Origin of the sequence: Stenotrophomonas sp. A3_2, from assembly GCF_036624925.1 — a bacterium.
GTDB lineage: Bacteria > Pseudomonadota > Gammaproteobacteria > Xanthomonadales > Xanthomonadaceae > Stenotrophomonas > Stenotrophomonas hibiscicola.
Genome location: NZ_JAZKVY010000177.1, coordinates 1 through 22246, shown reverse-complemented (window position 1 = coordinate 22246; position 22246 = coordinate 1). Strand labels below are relative to the sequence as shown.

Annotated in this window: 19 protein-coding genes and 1 tRNA gene; 12 read left to right on the top strand and 8 right to left on the bottom strand. The window is 67.3% G+C overall.

Annotation, left to right across the window (positions count from 1 at the left end):
* Window positions 1–393 precede the first annotated feature (393 nt).
* A tRNA-Glu gene (locus R5H29_RS05570) sits at window positions 394–468 on the bottom strand.
* Between the two features lie 52 nt (window positions 469–520).
* On the opposite strand from R5H29_RS05570, the gene pcnB reads away from it, so the two are divergent.
* From pcnB to R5H29_RS05530, 8 genes are all read left to right on the top strand, one after another.
* The gene (gene pcnB, locus R5H29_RS05565; RefSeq protein WP_407073523.1) at window positions 521–1900 is read left to right on the top strand and encodes a polynucleotide adenylyltransferase PcnB; all 1380 of its coding nucleotides are present in this window, start codon (window positions 521–523) and stop codon (window positions 1898–1900) included.
* 3 nt (window positions 1901–1903) lie between these two features.
* Window positions 1904–2389 (top strand): 2-amino-4-hydroxy-6-hydroxymethyldihydropteridine diphosphokinase, encoded by a 486-nt coding sequence (gene folK, locus R5H29_RS05560; RefSeq protein ID WP_155029289.1) that lies wholly within the window; start codon window positions 1904–1906, stop codon window positions 2387–2389.
* Between the two features lie 34 nt (window positions 2390–2423).
* Window positions 2424–3239, top strand: coding sequence for a 3-methyl-2-oxobutanoate hydroxymethyltransferase (gene panB, locus R5H29_RS05555; RefSeq protein ID WP_332328886.1), 816 nt, complete (start codon window positions 2424–2426; stop codon window positions 3237–3239).
* A complete protein-coding gene (gene panC, locus R5H29_RS05550) occupies window positions 3236–4075 on the top strand; it encodes a pantoate--beta-alanine ligase (RefSeq protein WP_155029290.1) in 840 nt (279 codons plus the stop codon). Before panB ends, panC begins: the two co-directional genes overlap by 4 nt.
* 160 nt (window positions 4076–4235) lie before the next feature.
* Entirely contained in the window at window positions 4236–4616 is a 381-nt protein-coding gene (gene panD / locus R5H29_RS05545; protein WP_005409061.1) for an aspartate 1-decarboxylase, read from the top strand.
* Complete coding sequence (pgi, locus tag R5H29_RS05540) at window positions 4613–6127, top strand: glucose-6-phosphate isomerase (protein ID WP_332328885.1); 1515 nt, start codon at window positions 4613–4615, stop codon at window positions 6125–6127. The genes panD and pgi overlap by 4 nt, the downstream gene beginning before the upstream one ends.
* Before the next feature lie 316 nt (window positions 6128–6443).
* The gene (locus R5H29_RS05535; RefSeq protein ID WP_010484314.1) at window positions 6444–6650 is read left to right on the top strand and encodes a DUF6229 family protein; all 207 of its coding nucleotides are present in this window, start codon (window positions 6444–6446) and stop codon (window positions 6648–6650) included.
* An 80-nt stretch (window positions 6651–6730) separates the two neighbouring features.
* Window positions 6731–9628 (top strand): type 2 lanthipeptide synthetase LanM family protein, encoded by a 2898-nt coding sequence (locus tag R5H29_RS05530; protein WP_134735421.1) that lies wholly within the window; start codon window positions 6731–6733, stop codon window positions 9626–9628.
* Between the two features lie 21 nt (window positions 9629–9649).
* On the opposite strand, the gene R5H29_RS05525 is transcribed toward R5H29_RS05530, so the two are convergent.
* Complete coding sequence (locus R5H29_RS05525; protein WP_005409063.1) at window positions 9650–10213, bottom strand: response regulator transcription factor; 564 nt, start codon at window positions 10211–10213, stop codon at window positions 9650–9652.
* Complete coding sequence (locus R5H29_RS05520) at window positions 10210–11436, bottom strand: ATP-binding protein (RefSeq protein WP_019661188.1); 1227 nt, start codon at window positions 11434–11436, stop codon at window positions 10210–10212. Before R5H29_RS05520 ends, R5H29_RS05525 begins: the two co-directional genes overlap by 4 nt.
* A gap of 114 nt (window positions 11437–11550) precedes the next feature.
* Here R5H29_RS05520 and ispG point away from each other — a divergent pair, with 114 nt between their 5' ends.
* The 3 genes from ispG to R5H29_RS05505 all read left to right on the top strand — a co-directional run bounded on the left by ispG (window position 11551) and on the right by R5H29_RS05505 (window position 14394).
* Entirely contained in the window at window positions 11551–12816 is a 1266-nt protein-coding gene (ispG, locus tag R5H29_RS05515) for a flavodoxin-dependent (E)-4-hydroxy-3-methylbut-2-enyl-diphosphate synthase (RefSeq protein ID WP_019661189.1), read from the top strand.
* Window positions 12797–13546, top strand: a complete 750-nt coding sequence (locus tag R5H29_RS05510) for a phosphatase PAP2 family protein (protein ID WP_058980273.1) — start codon at window positions 12797–12799, stop codon at window positions 13544–13546. The genes ispG and R5H29_RS05510 overlap by 20 nt, the downstream gene beginning before the upstream one ends.
* A 200-nt stretch (window positions 13547–13746) precedes the next feature.
* The gene (locus R5H29_RS05505; protein ID WP_004153112.1) at window positions 13747–14394 is read left to right on the top strand and encodes a response regulator; all 648 of its coding nucleotides are present in this window, start codon (window positions 13747–13749) and stop codon (window positions 14392–14394) included.
* 319 nt (window positions 14395–14713) lie between these two features.
* Here the strand turns inward: R5H29_RS05505 and eda are convergent, their stop codons facing one another.
* The 5 genes from eda to zwf form a co-directional block, all read right to left on the bottom strand.
* Window positions 14714–15373: a bifunctional 4-hydroxy-2-oxoglutarate aldolase/2-dehydro-3-deoxy-phosphogluconate aldolase gene (eda, locus tag R5H29_RS05500; protein WP_134730658.1), complete on the bottom strand. Its 660-nt coding sequence runs from the start codon at window positions 15371–15373 to the stop codon at window positions 14714–14716.
* A gap of 290 nt (window positions 15374–15663) precedes the next feature.
* A complete protein-coding gene (edd, locus tag R5H29_RS05495) occupies window positions 15664–17580 on the bottom strand; it encodes a phosphogluconate dehydratase (protein WP_332328884.1) in 1917 nt (638 codons plus the stop codon).
* A 58-nt stretch (window positions 17581–17638) separates the two neighbouring features.
* The gene (gene pgl, locus R5H29_RS05490) at window positions 17639–18361 is read right to left on the bottom strand and encodes a 6-phosphogluconolactonase (protein WP_058980277.1); all 723 of its coding nucleotides are present in this window, start codon (window positions 18359–18361) and stop codon (window positions 17639–17641) included.
* Window positions 18358–19365 carry a glucokinase gene (gene glk, locus R5H29_RS05485; protein ID WP_332328883.1) on the bottom strand — a complete coding sequence of 336 codons (1008 nt, stop codon included), beginning with the start codon at window positions 19363–19365 and terminating at the stop codon, window positions 18358–18360. Before glk ends, pgl begins: the two co-directional genes overlap by 4 nt.
* Window positions 19362–20798 (bottom strand): glucose-6-phosphate dehydrogenase, encoded by a 1437-nt coding sequence (zwf, locus tag R5H29_RS05480; RefSeq protein WP_019661197.1) that lies wholly within the window; start codon window positions 20796–20798, stop codon window positions 19362–19364. Before zwf ends, glk begins: the two co-directional genes overlap by 4 nt.
* A 352-nt stretch (window positions 20799–21150) precedes the next feature.
* On the opposite strand from zwf, the gene R5H29_RS05475 reads away from it, so the two are divergent.
* Window positions 21151–22233 carry a sn-glycerol-3-phosphate ABC transporter ATP-binding protein UgpC gene (locus tag R5H29_RS05475; protein ID WP_332328882.1) on the top strand — a complete coding sequence of 361 codons (1083 nt, stop codon included), beginning with the start codon at window positions 21151–21153 and terminating at the stop codon, window positions 22231–22233.
* Window positions 22234–22246: the final 13 nt, after the last annotated feature.

The following is a 22246-nucleotide window of genomic DNA, read 5'->3' as shown; positions in this document are numbered from 1 at the left end:
CAGGCCTCTTTGGCAACCTGCAGTTTGAAACGAGCGTCATATCTGTTCATGTATCCCTCGGGGTTGGATCTGGCGTCCAACTCCCGGGGGTCACTTCACCATGGGGGCTCGATGGCGCCATCCATGGCGCCAACGGTCCCGGCTTGAGCTGCCCCGCCTTCGCGTCAGGCATTGCGGTTCTGGCGGACGCAGGTCTGCGCGTCGGGATTGAATTGGCTGCGGAGGAGCGAGGCTGTTCGTGCCGCCGTCGCGGGAAACTGTCAGGGTGGCCCACCCCCTCCCACGCAGGAACAGGAAGGCGCTACTGCGACCAGGCCGATCGATGCCGATGCAAACCCCGGAAAACAGAAAAGCCCGCACAAGGCGGGCTTTTTCGGTTCCTGCTGCGGCGACTGGCGCTCCCTAGGGGACTCGAACCCCTGTTTTAGCCTTGAGAGGGCCACGTCCTAACCACTAGACGAAGGGAGCGTAACTGTGTCGCTGCCGAGGCAGGAGCGCTAGTATATGCACCTCGATGCCATTGGGCAATCCCGAAACTTCAACCGGAAGCGCCAACATCATTTCCCCTGCTACATCACCGTTCAGCCTGCGCGTCATCCCGCGCGACCAGCACACGATCTCCCGCAAGGACATCAGCCCGAACGCCCTGCGCGTGCTTTATCGCCTGCGCGATGCCGGCTTCGGCGCCTACCTTGTCGGCGGCGCGGTGCGCGATCTGCTGGTCAATGGCCAACCCAAGGATTTCGACGTGGCCACCGACGCCACGCCCGAACAGGTCAAGCAGCTGTTCCGCAACTGCCGACTGATCGGCCGCCGGTTCCGCCTCGCCCACGTTGTGTTCGGCCGCGAAATCATCGAAGTCGCCACCTTCCGCGCCAACAGCGATGACGGCAGCGGCGACCGCGAGATGGAAAACGGCATGCTCGTGCGCGACAACGTGTACGGGACCATCGAAGACGACGCCATCCGCCGCGACTTCACCTGCAACGCCCTGTACTACGCCATCGAGGACTTCTCGGTGCGCGACTACACAGGTGGCTTCGAGGACGTGCAGGCGCGCCTGATGAAGCTGATCGGCGACCCGGTGCAGCGCTACCAGGAAGACCCGGTACGCATGCTGCGAGCGGTGCGCCTGGCGGCCAAGCTCGGCTTCCAGATCGAGGAGGGTACTGCCGCGCCGATCCCGCACCTGGCCGGCCTGCTCAACGAAGCCGCGCCAGCGCGCCTGTTCGAGGAAGTGCTCAAGCTGTTCCTGTCCGGACACGGCGTGGCCAGCTTCGAAGGCCTTGAGCGTTACGGCCTGCTCGACGTGCTGTTCCCGGAAAGCGCCAAGGCGCTGAAAGCCAACCGCACCGGCGCGCTGCGCCGCATGCTGGTCGAGGGCCTGGCCAATACCGATGCGCGGGTGGCCAACGACGAACCGGTCTCGCCGGCGTTCCTGTTCGCGCTGCTGCTGTGGCCGGCGTTCTGCCGTGCACAGGCGACCCTGCTCAAGCAGGGCGTGGCACCGGAAGAGGCGCAGCGCCGCGCCGCCGACCGCGTCACCGTGCAGCAGTTGAGCACCATCGCGCTGCCGCGCCGCTTCTCGCTGCCGATGCAGGAAATCTGGCTGCTGCAGTCGCGCTTCAGCTCGCGCCAGCGCAAGCGCGTGTTCCGCACCCTGACCCATCCGCGCTTCCGTGCCGCGTTCGATTTCCTCAGCCTGCGCCAGGTGGCGTCGTCCGAGCACGCCGCCGATGTCGAATTCTGGCGCGAAGCGCAGGCGCAGTCCGGGCGTGAGCTGGAGTCGTCGCTGGATGCGATGCACAGCGAAGAAGGCGATGACGAGAGCGGAGCGCCGCGCAAGCGCCGCCGTCGCCGCCGTCGTCCGGGTGCCTCGGCCGGTGCAGCGGGCGAGTAGGCGATGACCCCTGCCTGGATCGGCCTCGGCGCCAACCTCGGCGACGCGGCCGCCACCGTCGGCGCGGCGATTGCCGCGCTGGACGGCCTGCCCGGGACCCGGCTGCGCCAGGCCTCGCGGCTTTACGCAACGCCGGCCTGGGGCAATGAAGACCAGCCGCCGTTCGTCAATGCGGTGGCCTCGGTCGAAACCACCTTGCCGGCCGATGAGCTGCTGCAGGCCATGCTGGCGCTGGAGCAGCGCTTCGGTCGCGTGCGCGATCCGGCAGTGCACTGGGGCCCGCGCGCGCTGGACCTGGACCTGTTGTTGTACGGCGTGCAGGAGCTCGACCAGCCCGGGCTGAAGGTGCCACACCCGTACATGCACGAACGGGCCTTCGTGTTGGTGCCGCTGGCCGAAATCGCGCCGGATCTTGCCATTCCCGGCCACGGCCGCGTGCGGGACGCAGTGGTGCGGGTGGACGCCTGCGGGATTGCCCCGATAGGGTGATAATGCCCGGGTTATCTCCCCCGGTTATCAGCACATGAGCACCCACGCAGACAGCAAGCCCTGGACCGTTCCCGCCCTGGCCGAGGCCAAGCGCAATGGCCAGAAGCTGGTCATGTTGACCGCCTACGACGCCGGCTTCGCCCGCACTTTCGACGCCAATGGCGTTGACCTGATCCTGATCGGCGATTCGCTGGGCATGGTGGTGCAGGGCCATGATTCGACCCTGCCGGTGACCGTGGCCGACATGGTCTACCACACCCGCGCCGTGGCCCGCGTGCTGCAGCGTGCGCTGCTGGTGGCGGACCTGCCCTTCGGCGCCGATGCCACCCCGGAGCGCGCGCTGGATGCCTCGCTGCAGCTGCTGCAGGCCGGTGCCGAGATGGTCAAGATCGAAGGTGCCGGCTTCAAGGTCGACGTCATCCGCTACCTGGTCGAGCGCGAGATTCCGGTCTGCGCGCACCTGGGCCTGACCCCGCAATCGGTGCTGCGCCTGGGCGGCTTCAAGATCCAGGGCCGCGGCGATGCCGCGCGCCAGCTGGTGGAAGATGCCAGGGCCGTGGCCGCTGCCGGCGCCAGCATCATGGTGCTTGAGTGCGTGCCGACCCCGGTTGCCGCCGAGGTGACCGCTGCGGTGGAGGTGCCGACCATCGGCATCGGTGCCGGCCCGCAGTGCGACGGCCAGGTGCTGGTGCTGCACGATTTCCTCGGCCTGGACAGTGGCCATCGCCGCCCCAAGTTCGTCAAGGATTTCCTTGCCGAAGGCGGTTCGGTGGCCGGTGCCACCCGCGTCTACGCCGACGCCGTGCGCGACGGCAGCTTCCCCGACGAACAGCACGCTTACGCCTCATGATCCAGACCTTCAACGAGCTTGGCGCATTGCGCGAGCAGATCGCCCACTGGAAGCGCGAGGGCCTGCGCGTGGCGCTGGTGCCCACCATGGGCAACCTTCACGGTGGCCATCATTCGCTGGTGACCCTGGCCCGCCAGTACGCCGACAAGGTGGTGGCAAGCATCTTCGTCAACCCGACCCAGTTCGGGCCGAACGAGGATTTCAGTCGCTATCCGCGTACGCCCGAGGCCGATGTGGCCGGGCTTGAGCAGGTCGGCTGCGATGCGGTGTGGCTGCCCAGCGTGGAGGCGATGTATCCGCTGGGCGTGGACAAGACCACGCGCATGCACGCTCCGGGTGTCAGTGAAGTGCTTGAAGGTGCCAGTCGCCCGGGTCACTTCGACGGCGTGTGCACGGTGGTAGCGCGCCTGTTCCTGCAGGTGCAGCCTGACGTGGCCGTGTTCGGCCGCAAGGACTACCAGCAGCTGGCGGTGATCCGGCAGATGGTGGCTGAGCTGTCGTTCCCGATCCAGATCGTCGGTGCTGACATCGTGCGCGACGAGGATGGCCTGGCCAAGAGTTCGCGCAACCAGTACCTGAGCGCCGAACAGCGCCCGGTCGCGACCACCATCCACCGCACCCTGCTGGGCATGCGCGAGGGATACGTGGCCGGGCAGGCGCGTGATCGCATCGAGGCCGACGCCACGGCGGCATTGCAGGCGGCCGGTTTCCAGGTCGACTATGCGGTGCTGCGCACCCCGGAGCTGGCCGAGCCGACCTTCGACGGCGGTGGCCGCGTGGCGCTGATCGCCGCGCGACTGGGTACGACCCGGCTGATCGACAACCTGGAATTCTGAGCTCCGGCGGCGCCGCGCGATGCATGGGGTCAGATGCCTTTTCCAGGGGAAAGGGTTCTGACCCCGGTTTCACCGCCTACCTGAACAGGTTGCCGGCCGTGATGCCCCGCGCTGTGCGGGTGCTAGAATCCGCTCTTTCCTTTGCCGTTGCAGCGCCCCCATGCACCTGTCCCTGCTCAAGACCAAGATCCATCGCGCCACCGTCACCCATTCCGAGCTGAACTACGAAGGCTCGATCGCCATCGATGACAACCTGCTGGCTGCCACCGGCATCCGCGAGTTCGAGCAGGTGCACATCTGGGACGTGACCAACGGTGCGCGCTTCTCGACCTATGCCATCCGCGCCGAGGCCGGCAGCGGTGTTGTCTCGCTCAACGGTGGCGCCGCGCGCCACGTGCAGGTCGGTGACATCATCATCATCGCCGCGTTCGCCAGCATGACCGAGCAGGAAGCCGACAGCTTCAAGCCGAAGCTGGTGTACGTTGATGGCAAGAACCAGATCACCCACACCAACGACACGATCCCGACCCAGGCCGCATGACAACGAACAACGGATTCGACTCGCTGCATTCCCACGCCCAGCGCCTGAAGGGCGCAAGCATTCCCAGCCTGCTCGCCGCCGAACCCGGCCGCGTGCAGGATCTGGCGCTGCGGGTCGGTCCGTTGTACGTCAACTTCGCGCGGCAGAAATACGATGCCGCCGCGCTGCAGGCGTTGCTGGCGCTGGCTGCCGAACGTGATGTCGGCGGCGCCATCACGCGCCTGTTCCGTGGCGAGCAGGTCAATCTGACCGAGGGTCGCGCCGCACTGCACACCGCATTGCGCGGTGACGTGGTCGATGCACCGGTTGCCGCTGAGGCCTATGCCACCGCGCGCGAGATCCGCCAGCGCATGGGCGTGCTGGTGCGCGCGCTGGAAGACAGCGGCGTAACCGACGTGGTCAGTGTCGGCATCGGTGGTTCCGACCTCGGTCCGCGCCTGGTCGCCGATGCGCTGCGTCCGGTCAGCGGTGCGCGCCTGCGCGTGCATTTCGTGTCGAACGTGGACGGCGCCGCCATGCAGCGCACGCTGGCCACGCTGGATCCGGCGAAGACCGCGGGCATCCTGATTTCCAAGACCTTCGGCACGCAGGAAACCCTGCTCAACGGCCAGATCCTGCACGACTGGCTGGGGGGCAGCGAGCGCCTGTATGCCGTCAGCGCCAATCCGGAACGCGCGGCCAAGGCTTTCGCGATCGCCGCCGATCACGTGCTGCCGATGTGGGACTGGGTCGGTGGCCGTTATTCGCTGTGGTCGGCCGTGGGTTTCCCGATCGCGCTGGCCATCGGTTTCGAGCGCTTCGAGCAGCTGCTGGAAGGCGCCGCGCAGATGGATGCGCATGCGCTGGATGCACCGCTGGAGCGCAACCTGCCGGTGCTGCACGGCCTGACCGACATCTGGAACCGCAACCTGCTGGGCCATGCCACGCACGCGGTGATGACCTACGACCAGCGCCTGGCGCTGCTGCCGGCCTACCTGCAGCAGCTGGTGATGGAAAGCCTGGGCAAGCGCGTGCAGCGTGACGGACAGCCGGTCACCACCGACACCGTGCCGGTGTGGTGGGGCGGGGCGGGCACCGACGTGCAGCACAGCTTCTTCCAGGCGCTGCACCAGGGCACCAGCATCGTTCCGGCCGACTTCATCGGCTGCGTGCACAGCGACGATCCCTACACGATCAATCATCAGGCCCTGTTGGCCAACCTGCTGGCGCAGACCGAAGCACTGGCCAATGGCCAGAGCAGCGACGACCCGCACCGCGATTACCCCGGGGGCCGCCCGAGCACGCTGATCCTGCTCGACGCACTGACCCCGCAGGCGCTGGGCGCACTGATCGCCATGTACGAACACGCTGTGTACGTGCAGTCGGTGATCTGGAACATCAATGCCTTCGACCAGTTCGGTGTCGAGCTTGGCAAGCAGCTGGCCAGTGGCCTGTTGCCGGCGCTGCAGGGTGAGGATGTGGCGATTGCCGATCCGATGACCCGCGAGATACTGGCACAGCTGAAGGGCTGACCCGGCCTGCGGATGTGCCGGCGCCGGCCGGCCATCCCATGCCTCTCCGGTTGCCTTCGATCCGGTCGCGCATGAGTGTCTGCGCGGCCACTCATTCCGTCCCGTTTCGGTGCTGCGCATGCCGCGCATCCGCGTGCCTGCCGCAGCGCAGCTTGACTGCGCATCGCGTGCCAATGCAGTGTGCACGGGCGGCTGTACCTGTCATCCAGTATCGCTCGCAGCATGAAGTTGATGCCAGGGACTGGCCGTATCCGAAGGGACGTGGAATCGATCCATGTCCTCAACGCCTCATGTTGTCAATGACAGGAGATTGCGAATGGATCTGAATGACGACGTTGTGTCCGGCTGGCTCAATGGCTCGGACGATGTGGATGGGTGCGCCAACCCTGCGGGTTCGCTGTTCATCTACGGTGCGGCAGCCACCGAAGCGGCCCTCACCGGAGCTTCGGACACCATGATCACCGGTGGCACCAACGAGTGCACCACCACGGTATCGGTGATCAACCACTGCCTGTGTTGCTGATGTAGCCCGTGCCGGCACGCAGAGGCATGCAGCTGCGTGCCGGCGACTGGAACAGACTCTTGAATCTCGCAGGGGGCGTAATGACCGCTTCTCCGGCTGCGGCCGCGTTTGCGCGCATCACCGAACATTTCCTTGCCCAGGCGCGCGCTGCGCTGGCTGCCGGCCTGCATGATCCCGCCATTGCCCTGCAGCCCGGCGAACGTGCGCTGCTGCATTCGCAGGGCGAGGCGGCGCTGCATGAGCATGCCCAGCTCAAGCTCAACCGCGTGCTCCTGCTGGAGCTGCACGCCGCCGCACGCAGCGGTGACATCGGCCCGCTTGACAGTGCTGGTGCGCTGGACGAATTCGTTGCCCTGGCCACGAGCGAGGGCTTCCGCGCGCATCTGCAGCAACGCTATCCGGTACTGCTGCCGCGCCTGACGCGCATGCTCGAAGGACAATGCGCGGCCGTGGTGGAGCTCGCTGCACGCATCGGCAGTGATCGTGTTGCGTTGGCCGAGTTGCTGGGTGCGCCGGCGGGCACGCTGCATGCCGTTGCATTGGGCCGCGGTGACCTGCACGGTGGCGGCCGCACCGTGGCACGGCTGCAGTTCGAAGGCGGCACGGTGATGTACAAGCCACGCTCATTGCGCATCGATGCCACGCTCGATGGCCTGTTGTCCGCGGTCTTCGGTGATGCCCCTGACCGCGTGCGCGTGCCGAAGGTGATCGATCGTGGCAGCCACGGCTGGGCTGCATTCGCCGCGCATCGCTATTGTTCCGGCGAGGCTGAACTGCGGTGCTATTACCGCGGCCTCGGCCACTGGCTGGCCATCCTGCGCCTGATCGGTGGCACCGACATCCATCTGGAGAATCTGATCGCGGTCGGGCCGGTGCCGGTGGTGGTCGACGCCGAAAGCGTGTTCTGCCGGGTAATCGAAATCGAGCCATCAGGGCTTGGCGATGCGTACGACACCGCCGTCAAGCTGATGCGCAATTCAGTGCTGCGTACCGGAATCGTGCCGTTCCGTACTGCCGGCCTGGGCATGGAGGGCGTGGACCTGTCTGCAGCCGGCGCGCTGCCCGGCGAGCAGCCACGGGTGCAGGTGCCGGTGATCGTCGACGACGGGACCGAACCGGCCCGGTTGGGCATGGTCGAGGCCGAGGTCTCCATTGCGCAGAACCATCCCAGCGCACAGCCCGATGTGTCGTTGTACTGGGACCACATCAGCGAGGGCTTCATCGACGCCAGTGGGCGTCTGCGCGCGCTGGACGCTAACGGCGAACTGATGCCGCTGCTGACGGCCTTCGAAGGCTGCCAGGTGCGGGATGTACGGCGGCCGACAATGGCCTACGCCGAGCTCGGGCGGATGCTCTGGCATCCAGCATCGCTTCACAACGAAGCTCGGGCGGTTGAGCGCGCGATCGACCTGCTGGTGCGGAATGCGGCGGTGTCGCCCGCTGCGCCATCGGACCTGGAAACCGTACGCGGAGAGGTCGATGACCTGCGCCACGGTGACATTCCGATCTTCGCATCGCAGCTGGACGCGGCGCGTATCCACTCCGTCGTCGCCAACTGGCGCGCGATGCGGATTGACCTGGAAGACGTGACGATCCGCAGCACGCTGGTCGCCACCGACCTGAACCAGCATGCACTGGCCCGAGCCGAGGCCCGGTCCGGCTACAGCTATGCAGCACGGCATCCGCGCGCCGACGACCTGGACGCACGCCGTCGCACGCTGGCCACGCGCGCGGTGGAAAGCCTGCTGCGGCTGGCGGTGCACGGCGAAGACGGCTCGATGACCTGGATCACACCTGAAGTGACGCGTACCGGATGGACCGTCCAGCCGGTGCAGCCAGACCTGTACTTCGGGCTGGGCGGCATCGCTTTCGCACTGGCAGCCTATCGCCACGAAGTGGAGCAGGGGCGTGCCGATCCGGTGGCCGGGCTGGATCCGGCCATCGAGGGCGCCCTTGCGGTGTTCCAGACCCTGTGCGAGCGGCACCCCGCCGAAATTGACGGTGGATTCGTCGGAACCGGTTCGCAAATGTGGGCATTGCTGGCATTGCACGACCTGTTGCAGCGACCGGCGCTGCTGGCGCTGGCAGAGCGCTGCGCGGAAGCCGCGGAGCATCGCGGTTTCCAGCAGGCGGCAAAGTTCGAACTGATTGATGGTGTGTCCGGCATGATCCTGCCGTTGCTGGCGCTGGCTGAAGCCACCGGCAACGCACGCTGGCTGGAACTGGCGGCCGCAGCGGGACGCCGCATGCAGGACGCTGCGATTGTCGACGCAGACGGTACGCGCTGGCCGACGCCACAGTTCAGCGAGCCGATCGGTGGTTTTGGCCACGGTGCGATGGGCATGGGCTGGGCGCTGGCACGACTGGCCCGCTCCGAGGCTGGCAGCGTGCCCGAGCGGGCCGCATGGCGGCGGCTGGCCGAAGGAGCATTTGCATTTCAGGCAGCCCTGTTCGAGCCACATACCGGGCACTGGCGGGACATCCACCTGCAGGATGGGCAGAAGAACTTCCCGACCTGGTGCCACGGCAGCGTGGGCATCGGCCTGGCGGCGGCGGACCTGTATGCCCGCACCGGTGATGCCGCGCAATTGCGCGACATGCGTCGCGCCGTGGCCGATGCGCGCGGCAAATGGGGGTTCAGCCACACCCTGTGCCATGGCGATGTGTCCACCCGGGAACTGCTGGTGCTGGCCGCTGCGCTGGATCCGGCAGGGTGTCCCTATCCGCAGGACGAGGCCGCCATCGAGATCATTTCTTCGATCGAGGAGCACCAGGGGATGGTTGGCGGCCTCACCCGCGCGGCCTTTACCCCGGGCCTGATGATCGGCCTGGCGGGTTCGATCTACGGCTTCCTGCGCATGCATCCGGCCTGCGTACTGCCATCGCCGCTGCTGCAGGAGACGATGGCCACGCGGGCCGATGCGTGTGCGGTGCGCTCCAGCGCCGCGCAGGACCGGCCGGCGCTGGTCGAGGCCTGAGCCGGACCGGTCCGTCAGCGATCAACGGCTCGGATCGCGTTCCGGGCTCGGCCGCTTTGCCAGCTTGCGCTGCAGCGAACGCCGGTGCATGCCGAGCAGGCGTGCCGCTGCGGACACGTTGCCGCCGGTCTCGTGCATCGCCTGCTGGATGTGTTCCCACTGCAGGCGGCTGATCGGCGTCATCGCGTCCGGCACTTCCATTTCGCCATCGTCGGCCGGGCCGTCGTCTTCCTCGCCAAGCGCGCGCAGGATCATCGGTACCGTGGCCGGCTTCGGCAGGTAATCGTCGGCCCCCAGCTTGATCGCCTCAACGGCAGTGGCGATGCTGGCATAGCCGGTCACCAGCAGGATACGCATGTCCGCGCGCAGCGCGCGCAGCGGCTGGATCAGCGCCAGGCCGGAATCACTGCCCAGCTTCAGGTCGATCAGCGCGAACGCCGGCGGATGCTGGCGGGCCAATGCCAGCGCGCTGGCGGCATCCTGCGCGGTCTGCGTTTCCAGTCCCTTGCGGGCCAGGCTGCGCTGCAGGGTGCGCAGGTACAGTTCGTCGTCGTCGACCAGCAGGCCGAGGGTTGAGGCGCTCATGGGGTTTCCTCGCGTGGGACCAGCGGCAGGCGGAAGCCGACGCGGCTGCCGGCGCCTTGGGCCGGGCGCATCCACATCTCGCCGTCGAGGCGTTCGATGGTGGCATGGGACAGGGCCAGGCCAACGCCCATGCCCTCGCTCTTGCTGCTGCCGAACAGCTTGCCTGGCAGCACCGCGGCACGGGCATCGAAGCCGTGGCCGTAGTCGCGGACTTCGCCGATCAGGTCGTCGCCTTCGATGCGCAGGTCCAGGTCTACCCGTGGCCGCCCGGCCTGTTCGCCGGCATCTGCGGCATTGTTGAGCAGGACCATCAGCAGATGGCCCACGCCCGGATCCAGTGGTAACCGCAGCGGCGCATCGTCATTGCGATGCAGGTCGATGGTCGGCCGCACCAGGCGCCACTGTTCCAGTACCTGCTGGGCGCTGGAGTGGCTGCGGCCCGGTGCGTCGGCCGAGGCCGGTGCGGCCAGCGCCAGCACGCGTTCCCGGCACTGCACCAGCAGTTCGCGCAGGGTCTCCATGTCTTCGCGCACTTCCGGCTCTTCGCTGCGCTCGGCGACGTCATCGGCAAGCAGGGTCATGGTCGCCAGCGGCGTGTTCAGTTCATGCGCCACGGAGGCGGCATGGGTGGCCAGGGCGACGATGCCTTCGTTGCGGGCGAAGCGTTCCCTGAGTGCCGACAGTTCCAGTTCGCGCTGTCGCAGCGCCAGCGCCAGGCGGGTGGAGAAGGTCAGCACGACCGCTGCGGAAATGAGGAAGTTGGCGACCACGCCCCAACGGTTGAGGTCCTGCGCGCGGAAATAGCCGTCCGGCAGCGGCTGGCCGAAGATGCCGCTGGCGGCGTAGCCGAGCAGGCAGGCCAGGGCCACTGCCAGTGCCCAGCGCAGGGGCAGGGCGAAGGCGGCCAGCGCGATCAGGATCAGGAACAGTGAACTGAACGGGTTGGCCATGCCGCCGCTCCAGCCCACCATCCAGGTCAGGATGATCACGTCCACCAGGATATGGCCGAATGCGGTCAGCGGGGCGGTGTCGGCCGCTTCCGGGCGCAGCTGGGTGTAGATGTTGAACAAGGTGAGCACGGCCACGCCGGCCCATAGTGGCAGCTGGGGCAACGGCAGGCCCAGCACCCAGCTGGCGACCAGGATGGTGGCGGCCTGGCCGCCTACGGCAAGCCAGCGCAGGCTGCACAGGGTACGGAGGAACGGGGCGTCGGGACCGGTCATTCATGCTCATCGTATGCGTTCACGGGCGCGCGTGCCTGCGACAATCGGCCGCAGCCGTGCCGCCGGCTGAATGCGAGTCACCCCGAATGCGGGAGCGGGCGGTAGAATGCGCCCATGCACGACGCCGTGACCCGCCCTACGCCTCCCTCCGATGCCACCTCCTGGCCCCGCCGCCAGACCCATGCCGTGCAGATCGGCGGGGTCACCGTAGGCGGAGGCAAGCCGGTAGTGGTGCAGTCGATGACCAACACCGACACCTCCGACGTGGCTTCCAGCGTCAAGCAGGTGGCCGAGTTGTGGCGCGCGGGTTCGGAAATGGTGCGGTTGACCGTCAACACCGTGGAAGCGGCTGCGGCGATCCCGCGCATCGTCGACAAGCTGGCGATGATGGGTATCGACGTGCCGCTGATCGGTGACTTCCATTACAACGGCCACCAGCTGCTGACCGCCGAACCGGCGTGTGCCGAAGCGCTGGCAAAGTACCGCATCAACCCCGGCAACGTCGGCTTCGGCAAGAAGAAGGACCTGCAGTTCGCGCAGTTGATCGAGTTTGCGATCCGCTACAACAAGCCGGTGCGCATCGGCGCCAACTGGGGCTCGCTGGACCAGGCCCTGGCGGCGAAGCTGATGGACGAGAACAGCCTGCGCGAACAGCCCTGGGATGCCGGCCGCGTGCTGCGCGAGGCGCTGATCCGCTCGGCCCTGGATTCGGCCGAGCAGGCGGTGGAACTCGGCCTGCCGCGCGACCGCATCGTGCTGTCGGCCAAGGTCAGCGGCGTGCAGGAGCTGATCGCGGTATACCGCGACCTGGCCCAGCGCTCGGATTTCGCCCTGCACCTGGGCCTGACCGAAGCCGGTATCGGCAGCAAGGGCATCGTCGCGTCGGCGGCGGCGCTGGGCGTGCTGCTGCAGGAAGGCATCGGTGACACCATCCGCATCTCGCTGACCCCGGAACCGGGCCAGTCGCGCACGCAGGAAGTGATCGTCGCCCAGGAACTGCTGCAGACCACCGGCCAACGCGCCTTCACGCCGCTGGTCACGGCCTGCCCGGGCTGCGGCCGCACCACCTCGGAGTTCTTCCAGGAGCTGGCCAAGGTCGTGCAGAACCACGTGCGCGAGAAGATGCCGCTGTGGAAGATCCACCACCCGGGGGCGGAGAACATGACCCTGGCGGTGATGGGCTGCATCGTGAACGGGCCGGGCGAGTCGCGCCATGCCAACATCGGCATCTCGCTGCCGGGCACGGGCGAAACACCCGCAGCGCCGGTGTTTGTCGATGGCGAGAAGAAGGTGACCCTGCGCGGCGACAACATCGCCCAGGAGTTCGTCGCCCTGATCGACGACTACGTCGAACACACGTATGTCCGAAGCGCCGGATAAGCCTGCGATCCTCGCTGCACCGGAATCCGCCTCCGGTTTCCGCCACTGGATGGCGCGCAATGCCTGGCGTCTGGTCCTGCTGTTCGGCGGCGTGCTGCTGCCGCTGGCTGGCTTCGTCGCCCTGGCGGACGAGGTGCACGAGTTTGAATCGTTCCATTTCGACGCGCCGCTGCTGTGGCAGATGCATGGCCTGCACTCGCCACTGCTGGACCGCTTCTTCGTGCTCATTTCCAAACTGGGCTATGAGTGGTTCCTGATCCCGGCCGACGTGCTGATCATCGGCGTGCTGCTGGGCTACCGGCGCTGGCGCGAGGCCACCTTCGTGGCGGTCAGCTTCGTCGGCTCGGCGCTGCTGAACATGGGCAGCAAGCACTTCTTCCAGCGCCAGCGCCCCAGCCTGTGGGAATCGATCGCGCCGGAATCGACGTTCAGCTTTCCCAGCGGCCACGCGATGGGCTCGATGACCCTGGCGGTGACCCTGGTACTGCTGGCCTGGAACACCCGCTGGCGCTGGCCGGTGCTGCTGCTGGCGCCGGCATTCAGCCTGCTGGTCAGCGTCTCCCGGGTCTATCTGGGGGTGCATTACCCCTCCGATATCCTGGCCGGATGGTGTGCCGCGCTGGTTTGGGTGGTAGGGTGCTATCTGGTCATGTTCAGTCGCCGGCACCCTTGGCGGCATCATGGCACGCGGCCAGCGAAGGCCAGCGAAGCATCATCACAGGGGGATTGACGTGGATGCCCCGCGCGGGACGTCTACGTGATAGATCAGTTGTTTCGTTGCAGCAGGTTCTGCAAGACAGGGGGCAAGCACAACGCGCGGTACTGTGATGCGCAAGGCAGATTGCCGGGGCCGCATTCCGAACGCGCTTGCAGGGTATCGGCACCCTGCCTAGCTTGACCTGCAATGGCCGCATTCGAAGAGGTACGTGAATGACGATTCGAGTCTACCTGGTGGATGACCACGCGCTGGTCCGCACCGGGATGAAGATGATTCTGTCGGGGGAAACCGACATCGAGGTGGTGGGCGAAGCCGAGACCGGCGAAGACGCGCTGCGTGAAGTCCGCCAGCTGCTGCCGGATGTGGTGCTGTGTGACCTGCACCTGCCGGGTGTGAGCGGCATGGAAGTGACCGAGCGCATCGTGCGCAGCCACCGCAACACCCGCGTAGTGATCGTGTCGGTGCTGGAAGATGGCCCGCTGCCGAAGCGGCTGCTCGAAGCCGGCGCGGCCGGATATATCGGCAAGGGTTGTGATGCGCAGGAACTGCTGCGCGCGGTGCGTGACGTGGCAGGTGGGCGCCGCTACCTGGGCACCAGCATCGCGCAGAATCTGGCACTGTCGACGGTGGAAGGCAACGGTTCGCCGTTCGACAGCCTGTCGCCGCGCGAGCTGGAAGTGGCGTTGCTGCTGACCCAGGGCCTGCGCCAGGAAGATATCGCGCGGCGGCTGAGCCTGAGTGCGAAGACGGTGAACACGCACAAGGCGCGGCTGTTCGAGAAGATGGGGATCCACGACAACATCGCGCTGGCGCGGATGGCCAGCCAGTACGGGTTGGTGGATCCGGCGCGGCCGCTGTAACGGGTTTCGGCCAACGGCTGAGCCCCTTGCGGTGTGCGGCAGGATTCGTGGGGTTGGCCCTGCGGAGGGATTGCGCAGGGGACGCCGTGAATCCATCCCTGGAGGCTCGGTCGCGCCATCCATGGCGCTCACGCCCCTGCGCAATCCCTCCGCAGGGCCAAGGACGGTTTTCGTGCGCCGCCACCGCGGAATGAAGAAGGAAGAGCGGGAGCGGGTCGCGCTCTGGATGCTGGTCCTGTAGAGCTGAGCCATGCTCGGCTGCTTTCCATTCCGCTGGCGTGGAGCCGAGCGTGGGCTCGGCTCTACAGCTGCGTTGGGCTCAGTGGCCGCGAACGCGCTTGATGATCTTCGCGGCGTCGGCGGCGCTGGCGCGCACCTTGTCCCATTCGCCGTTGGCAATCCAGTTGCCCGGCACCATCCACGAACCGCCGATGCAGACCACGTTTTTCTGCTCGAGGTATTCGGCGGCGGTGTTTTCGGTGATGCCGCCGGTCGGGCACAGCTTCAGGTCCGCCACCGGGCCGGCCAGTCCCTTGATCATCGCCAGCCCGCCCACGGCCGTGGCCGGGAACAGCTTGCACACGCGGAAGCCCCGAGCGTAGAGCGACAGCAGCTCGGTCGGCGTGGCCGCACCCGGCACCACCGGCAGCGGCGCAGCAGCCAGTGCATCGGCCAGCGCTGGCGGCGTGCCCGGGGTCACCAGGAAGTCCGCGCCCGCATCGATCGACTGCTGCATCTGCTCCACGGTCAGCACCGTGCCTGCACCCACCACCACATCGGGCAGCTCGCGCTTGAGCATCGCCAACGCTTCCATCGCCACCGGCGTACGCAGCGTCAGCTCGATCGCCGGCAAACCACCGTCCAGCAGCGCCGCACTGACCGCCCGCGCCTGGTCCAGCGTATGAACCGTCACCACCGGCAGGATGCCCGCCGCATGCAACAGCTCCGCCGCCTTCACCTGATGTTGTTCGATACCCATAGCTCTGCTTCTGCCTTTGCTGTCGAATTTGATTTTCAATGATCACTTCGCGGCATTGATGCGCCGGAGAGTGTCAGAAGGGCGCGGTCAGCCCCAGCCGGGACCGTGAGCGGCATGGATGCCGCGACCGAGCCCCCTTGGGTGAGGGCGCTTTGCTTGCGAAGCACCGCTTTGCAAGCGCCCGAACGCCCAACCGCCAGCGGTTGGGCCGGCCCCGTAGGGGGTTTACGGCGCGTCCCGGCCAGGGCGCTCTACTGCCCAAGCCGGGAAGCCTGCCGCGGCTTTTCGCTTCAGGCGTCTTTCGCCTCATGCGGCGCTGCCGCCGCCGCGGCATCATGCCCCAGCTCGTACTCCGCGTCGTACTCCCACGGCCCGCCATCGGCCGCCGCCGGACCGCACGAAATCGACATCGCTCCCTGGTCGGCCGGGCCCACCACGCGACGGTTGACCGCGAACAGATTGCGGCCCAGGTCATGCGCGGCCGGCGCAGTGTTCGGAGCCAGCGGACGCGCCGCCCATTCGGCCGGGTCCACCAGCACCTCCAGCGTGCCGGCCTCGCCGTCCAGCCGGATCATGTCGCCTTCGCGGACCTTCGCCAGCGGGCCGCCGCGCGCCGCTTCCGGCGTCACGTGGATCGCCGCCGGAATCTTGCCCGAGGCGCCGGACAGGCGACCGTCGGTGACCAGCGCCACGCGTCGGCCCTGGTTCTGCAACAGGCCCAGCAGCGGCGCCAGCGAATGCAGTTCCGGCATGCCGTTCGCACGCGGGCCCTGGTAACGCACCACCGCCACGAAATGCTCGGGCAGCAGGCCACCGGCGTGCAGCTTGTTCAGCACCTGCGGTGCATCGACCACCACGGCCGGTGCTTCGATCGTGCGGTACTGCGGCTTCACCGCCGACAGCTTGATCAGCGACTTGCCCAGGTTGCCGCGCAGCAGCCGCAGGCCACCCTGGTGTTCGAACGGATTGTCGACGCCACGCACCACGTCGTCATCGGCGCTGCGTTCCAGGCCCGGCAGATAAACCAGTTGGCCGTCGCGCAGCTGGGGTTCGCGGGCGTAGTCGGCCATGCCGCCACGGGCCACGCTGACCAGGTCGCCATGCATCAGGCCGGCCTTGATCAGCTCGCCGAACACGAACGCCGGGCCACCGGCGGCGGCGAAGCGGTTCACGTCGGCCTCGCCGTTCGGGTAGACGCGGGCCAGCAGCGGAATCAGCTGCGACAGCTCGTCGAAGTCGTCCCAGGTCAGCACGATGCCGGCCGCACGCGCCACCGCGATCCAGTGGATGGTGTGGTTGGTCGAACCGCCGGTGGCCATCAGCGCGATGACCGCGTTGATGATCGCGCGCTCGTCGATGATCCGGCCCAGCGGACGGAAGTCATCGCCCAGCGCAGTGATGTCCAGTGCACGTTCGGTCGCTTCGCGGGTAAGAGCGTCGCGCAGCGGGGTGCCCGGATTGACGAACGACGCGCCCGGCAGCTGCACGCCCATCGCTTCCAGCAGCACCTGGTTGGAGTTGGCCGTGCCGTAGAAGGTGCAGGTGCCGGCGCCGTGGTAGGAGGCCGACTCGGCTTCCAGCAGTTCTTCACGGGTGGCTTCGCCGGCGGCATAGCGCTCGCGAACTTCCGCCTTCTGCTTGTTGGGTATGCCCGGGGTCATCGGGCCGGCCGGCACGAACACCGCCGGCAGGTGGCCGAAGGCCAGTGCGCCGATCAGCAGCCCCGGCACGATCTTGTCGCAGACACCAAGGTAGACGGTGGTATCGAACATGTCGTGGCTGAGCCCGATCGCCGTCGCCTGCGCGATCACATCGCGCGAGAACAGCGACAGCTCCATGCCACCACGGCCTTGGGTGACGCCGTCGCACATCGCCGGCACACCGCCGGCCACCTGCGCGGTGGCGCCCAGCTCGCGGGCGATCTGGCGGATCTGCTCGGGATAGGTCTCGAACGGCTGGTGCGCCGACAGCATGTCGTTGTAGGCGGTGATGATGCCAAGGTTCGGTGTCACCCCACCGCGCAGGCGGCTTTTGTCGGTACCGCCGCAGGCGGCGAACCCATGGGCGAGGTTGCCGCAGCTCAGGCGGCTGCGGAACGGGCCCTCGCGCAGGGAGGCGTCGATCGCGGCCAGATAGGCGGCGCGCGAGGCCGCGCTGCGGCGGATGACGCGCTCAGTGATGGCTTGCAGTTGCGGATGGAGGCTCATTGGCTACCGGCGTTCGTGGTGGCGAGAGGCAAGCGGCGGCGTGGCGCCGCCGCCGACATCAATCAGCCCAGTGGACGCGCAGGCGCGCGCCTTCCAGGTTGATTGCATTGAGGATCGGGTACTGCTGGGGGTCATTGCTGTCCAGTGCCTGGCGCAGTACCTGCAGCTTCTGCTTGCCGCGCAGCAGCAGCAGACGCTGGCGGCACTGGCGCAGGCCGTGCGGGGTCAGGGTGATGCGCAGCGGCCACTGGTTCGCGCCCGGGCAGCCGGTGGCATCCAGTGCCGCATAGGGCAGGGTGCTTTCCAGTGCACGGGCCAGGTCCTTCGAACCCGGGAACAGCGAAGCGGTGTGGCCATCGTTGCCCATGCCCAGTGCCACCAGGCTGGGTGGCTGGCTGTGCTGGGCCTGCAGGTTGGCGGTGTAGACGCACTCCGTCAGCGGCTTGCCGATCCGCACCAGCGGATCGAAGTGCGCACCCTCGGCACGCTTGAGCAGGTGCTCGCGCACCAGCCAGGCGTTGCTGTCGCGATCCTGCGGCGACAGCCACCGCTCATCGGCCAGGCTCACTTCCACCCGGTCCCAATGCACGTCCAGTTCGGCCAGTGCCTGGTATACCGGCGCCGGCGTGGTGCCACCGGAGAGCAGGATGCGGGCCCGGCCCACCTCATTGATGTCGTGGTTGAGGGTCTGCGCCATTTCGGCGGCCACCGCCTCGATCCAGCCATCGGCGTCGCCGTGCTGGATGAACTCGATGCGGTCGTCGTGGAAGGTGGGGCTCATGCGGCAACTCCTGGTGCGTCACGTTCGGCGTCGGCAGCATAGGCGGCAGCGCCCAGCAGTCCGGCGTGGGGATGCATCACGGCAAGCGATGGCACCCTCGCCATGATCGAAGAGAACCGCCCCTTGTGTTCGAAGCGCTGGCGGAAGCCGGAGTGCTGCAGTGAATCGAGCATCTTCGGGGTCAGGCCGCCCGTCAGGAACACGCCGTCCCAGGCGCCCTGGGTCAGTACCAGATCGCCGGCGATGGCGCCGAACACCGCGCAGAACACGTCCACGGTGCGCATTGCCTGCGGATCAGCGTGCAGGGCACGCGCGGTCACGTCTACCGGCTGCAGCTGGCCGGGGTCGATGCCGGCCATCTCGCACACGGCGCGATGGATGTTGACCAGCCCGGGTCCGCAGATCAGGCGTTCGTTGGAGACGCGGCCGAACTGCTCGGAGAGGATTTCCAGGATGCGGATTTCTTCCGGTGTGCCCGGTGGGAAACTGACATGACCGCCTTCGGTTTCCAGCGGATAGCAGCGGCCGTGGCGCATGATCAGGCCACCGACGCCGAGCCCGGTACCGGGCCCGATCACCGCGTAGTTGCGCGGCTGTCCCGGCTTGCCCGGTACCCAGGCGGCGCCGCCGACCTGGACGACGTCCTCGGGCTGCAGCAGCGAAATCGCCATCGCCTGTGCGGCGAAGTCGTTGATCAGGTGCAGCTCGTCGAACCCCAGCATCGCGGCGGTGCGGCTGCGCGAGATCACCCACGGATGATTGGTGATGCGCGCCTCGTCACCGTCGACGCGGCCGGCCACTGCGAACACGCCGCGGCTGGCCGCAGCGCCGATCTGCTCCAGGTGGTGGCGCGCGGCATCACCCAGCGACGGGAATTCCGCCACCGCGTACTCGCGGATGCTCTCCTTGAGCAGCGGCGCGTCCTGCGAGGTGTCGGCCAGGGCGAAGCGGGCATTGGTGCCGCCGATGTCGGCAACCAGCACCGGCTGCGAGATGGCACTCATGCCGAGGCCCCGCTGTCCGGCGCGTCCACGCCCTGCGGCAGGAACTCGCCTGCATTGCTCGGGCCCCACTGGCCAGCAGGATACGGTTCCAGCGGCAGCTTGGCCTCCTTCCAGGCGTCGGCAACGCTGTCGATCCAGGCCCACGCTGCGCGCACTTCGTCGTCGCGCACGAACAGCGTGTGGTTGCCGTTGAAGGCATCCAGGAACAGGCGTTCGTAGGCGATGCGGCGGTGCAGGCCGGTCGGCACCGACAGTTCCAGTTCCAGCGGATGCAGTTCCAGGGCACCCCATTCCGGGCCGGCCAGGCTGCTCATCAGGCCCAGTTCGATGTTTTCCTGCGGCTGCAGCTGGAACACCAGGCGGTTCGGCGCGGCCTGCGCGCGCTGCGGGCGCTCGAACAGCCAGTGGGTGACCGGCTTCAGCGTGACCACCACGCGGGTGGTGCGCTCGGGCAGGCGCTTGCCGGTGACCAGGTGGAACGGCACGCCGCTCCAGCGCCAGTTGTCGATATGCGCGGTGACACCGGCGAAGGTTTCCACGTCGCTGCCTTCCGGCGGCTGGTAGGCCTGGGCCGGCTGGCCATTGATGGTGCCGGCGGTGTAGCGGCCACGGATGCTGTCACGCGCGGCGTGCCTGGCATCGAGCGGGCGCAGGGCGCGCAGCACCTTGACCTTCTCGTCGCGGATGCGATCGGCTTCCAGCGATGCCGGCGGTTCCATCGCCACCATGCACAGCAGCTGCAGGATGTGGCTCTGCACCATGTCCCGCAGCGCGCCGGAGCGGGCGTAATAGGCATCGCGGCCATCCACGCCTTCGCTTTCGGCCACCAGGATGTGCACCGATTCGATGTAGTTGCGGTTCCACACCGCTTCCAGCAGCGTGTTGCCGAAGCGCAGTGCGATCAGGTTCTGCACCGCGGCCTTGCCCAGGTAGTGGTCGAGGCGGAACACGCGGTCCTCGTCGATCCACTGGCCGATGGTGCTGATGATTTCCTCGGCGCTCTCGCTGTCGCTGCCGATCGGCTTCTCCAGCATCAGGCGTGCCGGCGCGGCGAGGGCGCCGCCCTTGGCCAGGCCTTCGCAGGTGGAGATGTACAGGCCCGGCGGAATGGCCAGGTAGCTGACGCACTTGCGGTGCACCAGGTCGGAGACGGCGGCGGCAACCGAGTCGACATCGCGCAGGTCCACCGAACGGTAGTCGATGCGGCGCAGCAGGGCAGCGATGTCGTCCTGCGTGGCCATCGGCATGGCCTGCTGCAGGCGCGGCCGGAGGATGTCATGGAAAGCTTCGGTGTCATGCCCGGACAGGGCCAATGCGCGGATGCGGAAGTCCTCCGGCAGCAGGCCGTCGCCAAGCAGGCGAAGCAGCGAAGGGAACAGGTAGCGCTGGGCCAGATCACCTGTGGCACCGAACAGGAAGAGGGTGTCGTGCATCGCTCGAGTTTCAGATCCGGGTGACATCGTTGTCAATCGCTTCATGGCTGGGTTCGGGGGACATCCGCGCAACTGCCTGTCCGAGGTTCGTCAGGGGCGATCTCCGGTGTTGCGGAAGATCGTTCCATTCGAAACCACTACCTCGGCGGAACCTTCGTTCAACCGCCGACGCAGATCGGTGCGCACCGATCATCGGATAGTGCCACGTGAAAACGTTTACATGGCAGAATGGGCAACTGTATTCGATTGCAGTGCTCGCCGTCATGCGGCAGGCGCGCAATCATCACTGCCATCGGGAGGGCCGAGGCAGTCCCAAAAGACAGCCCGGCTTCGGGCGGACCGGATAGGTGATATGGCAAAAGTGCAGTTGCAGGGTGTGCGCAAGGTCTATGACAACGGCCAGGTCGCGGTGAAGGACGCCAGCTTCGAGGTCGCCGATGGCGAGCTGATGGTGCTGGTCGGTCCGTCCGGCTGTGGCAAGTCGACCCTGTTGCGGATGGTGGCGGGCCTGGAAGAGATCAGCGGCGGCACGCTGACCATCGGCGATCGCGTGGTCAACGACGTGGCGCCGAAGGACCGCGACATCGCCATGGTGTTCCAGAGCTACGCGTTGTACCCGCACATGACCGTGGCCGAGAACCTGGCCTTCGGCCTGAAGCTGCGCGGGCATGACAAGGCGACCATCGACAAGCGCATTGCCGAGGCGGCGCAGACGCTGGGCCTGACCGAGATGATGGACAAGCTGCCCAAGGCGATGTCCGGTGGTCAGCGTCAGCGCGTGGCACTGGGCCGGGCGCTGGTGCGCGAGCCGGCGGTGTTCCTGCTCGACGAGCCGCTGTCCAACCTCGACGCCAAGCTGCGCCACAGCGTGCGTACCGAGATCGCGCAGCTGCACCGCAAGCTGGGTACCACCATGATCTACGTGACGCACGACCAGGTTGAAGCGATGACGCTGGGCCAGCGCATCGTGGTGCTGAAGGACGGCATCATCCAGCAGATCGATACGCCGATGGCGCTGTACGACCGCCCGGCCAACCTGTTCGTGGCCGGTTTCCTCGGCAGCCCGGCGATGAACGTGCTGCGTGGCACGCTGCAGGGCGATGCCGGCGGCGTGAGCGTGGTCGACGGCGAATGGCGCGCGCCACTGGGACAGGCCACGATCAATCCAGCGTGGCTGCAGAAACCGATCGCGGTGGGCGTGCGCCCGGAGCACCTGCAACCGGCTGCTGCCGATGATGCGCACGCGTTCATCGCGCGCATTGAGGGCATCGAACCGGTCGGCAACGAGATCTTCGTCAACCTCAGCAGTGGCCAGCATGCGCTGACCATGCGCGTGGCACCGCAGGCGTTGCCTGCGGTGGGCGATGACATCCGCGTGGCGATCCACCCGCAGGGCCTGCATTTCTTCAACGCAGAGAGCGGCGAGCGCCTGTAACGGGTAGCGCCGG

Excerpts from the sequence above, each read along its gene's own strand:
- R5H29_RS05520 (WP_019661188.1), bottom strand. The coding sequence starts at position 11,436 with ATGACCGGTCCCGACGCCCCGTTCCTCCGTACCCTGTGCAGCCTGCGC.
- panB (WP_332328886.1), top strand. The coding sequence starts at position 2,424 with ATGAGCACCCACGCAGACAGCAAGCCCTGGACCGTTCCCGCCCTGGCC.
- R5H29_RS05475 (WP_332328882.1), top strand. The coding sequence starts at position 21,151 with ATGGCAAAAGTGCAGTTGCAGGGTGTGCGCAAGGTCTATGACAACGGC.
- eda (WP_134730658.1), bottom strand. The coding sequence starts at position 15,373 with ATGGGTATCGAACAACATCAGGTGAAGGCGGCGGAGCTGTTGCATGCG.
- zwf (WP_019661197.1), bottom strand. The coding sequence starts at position 20,798 with ATGCACGACACCCTCTTCCTGTTCGGTGCCACAGGTGATCTGGCCCAG.
- panD (WP_005409061.1), top strand. The coding sequence starts at position 4,236 with ATGCACCTGTCCCTGCTCAAGACCAAGATCCATCGCGCCACCGTCACC.
- pgi (WP_332328885.1), top strand. The coding sequence starts at position 4,613 with ATGACAACGAACAACGGATTCGACTCGCTGCATTCCCACGCCCAGCGC.
- R5H29_RS05535 (WP_010484314.1), top strand. The coding sequence starts at position 6,444 with ATGGATCTGAATGACGACGTTGTGTCCGGCTGGCTCAATGGCTCGGAC.
- panC (WP_155029290.1), top strand. The coding sequence starts at position 3,236 with ATGATCCAGACCTTCAACGAGCTTGGCGCATTGCGCGAGCAGATCGCC.
- edd (WP_332328884.1), bottom strand. The coding sequence starts at position 17,580 with ATGAGCCTCCATCCGCAACTGCAAGCCATCACTGAGCGCGTCATCCGC.
- pgl (WP_058980277.1), bottom strand. The coding sequence starts at position 18,361 with ATGAGCCCCACCTTCCACGACGACCGCATCGAGTTCATCCAGCACGGC.
- R5H29_RS05525 (WP_005409063.1), bottom strand. The coding sequence starts at position 10,213 with ATGAGCGCCTCAACCCTCGGCCTGCTGGTCGACGACGACGAACTGTAC.
- ispG (WP_019661189.1), top strand. The coding sequence starts at position 11,551 with ATGCACGACGCCGTGACCCGCCCTACGCCTCCCTCCGATGCCACCTCC.
- R5H29_RS05510 (WP_058980273.1), top strand. The coding sequence starts at position 12,797 with ATGTCCGAAGCGCCGGATAAGCCTGCGATCCTCGCTGCACCGGAATCC.
- R5H29_RS05505 (WP_004153112.1), top strand. The coding sequence starts at position 13,747 with ATGACGATTCGAGTCTACCTGGTGGATGACCACGCGCTGGTCCGCACC.
- folK (WP_155029289.1), top strand. The coding sequence starts at position 1,904 with ATGACCCCTGCCTGGATCGGCCTCGGCGCCAACCTCGGCGACGCGGCC.
- glk (WP_332328883.1), bottom strand. The coding sequence starts at position 19,365 with ATGAGTGCCATCTCGCAGCCGGTGCTGGTTGCCGACATCGGCGGCACC.
- R5H29_RS05530 (WP_134735421.1), top strand. The coding sequence starts at position 6,731 with ATGACCGCTTCTCCGGCTGCGGCCGCGTTTGCGCGCATCACCGAACAT.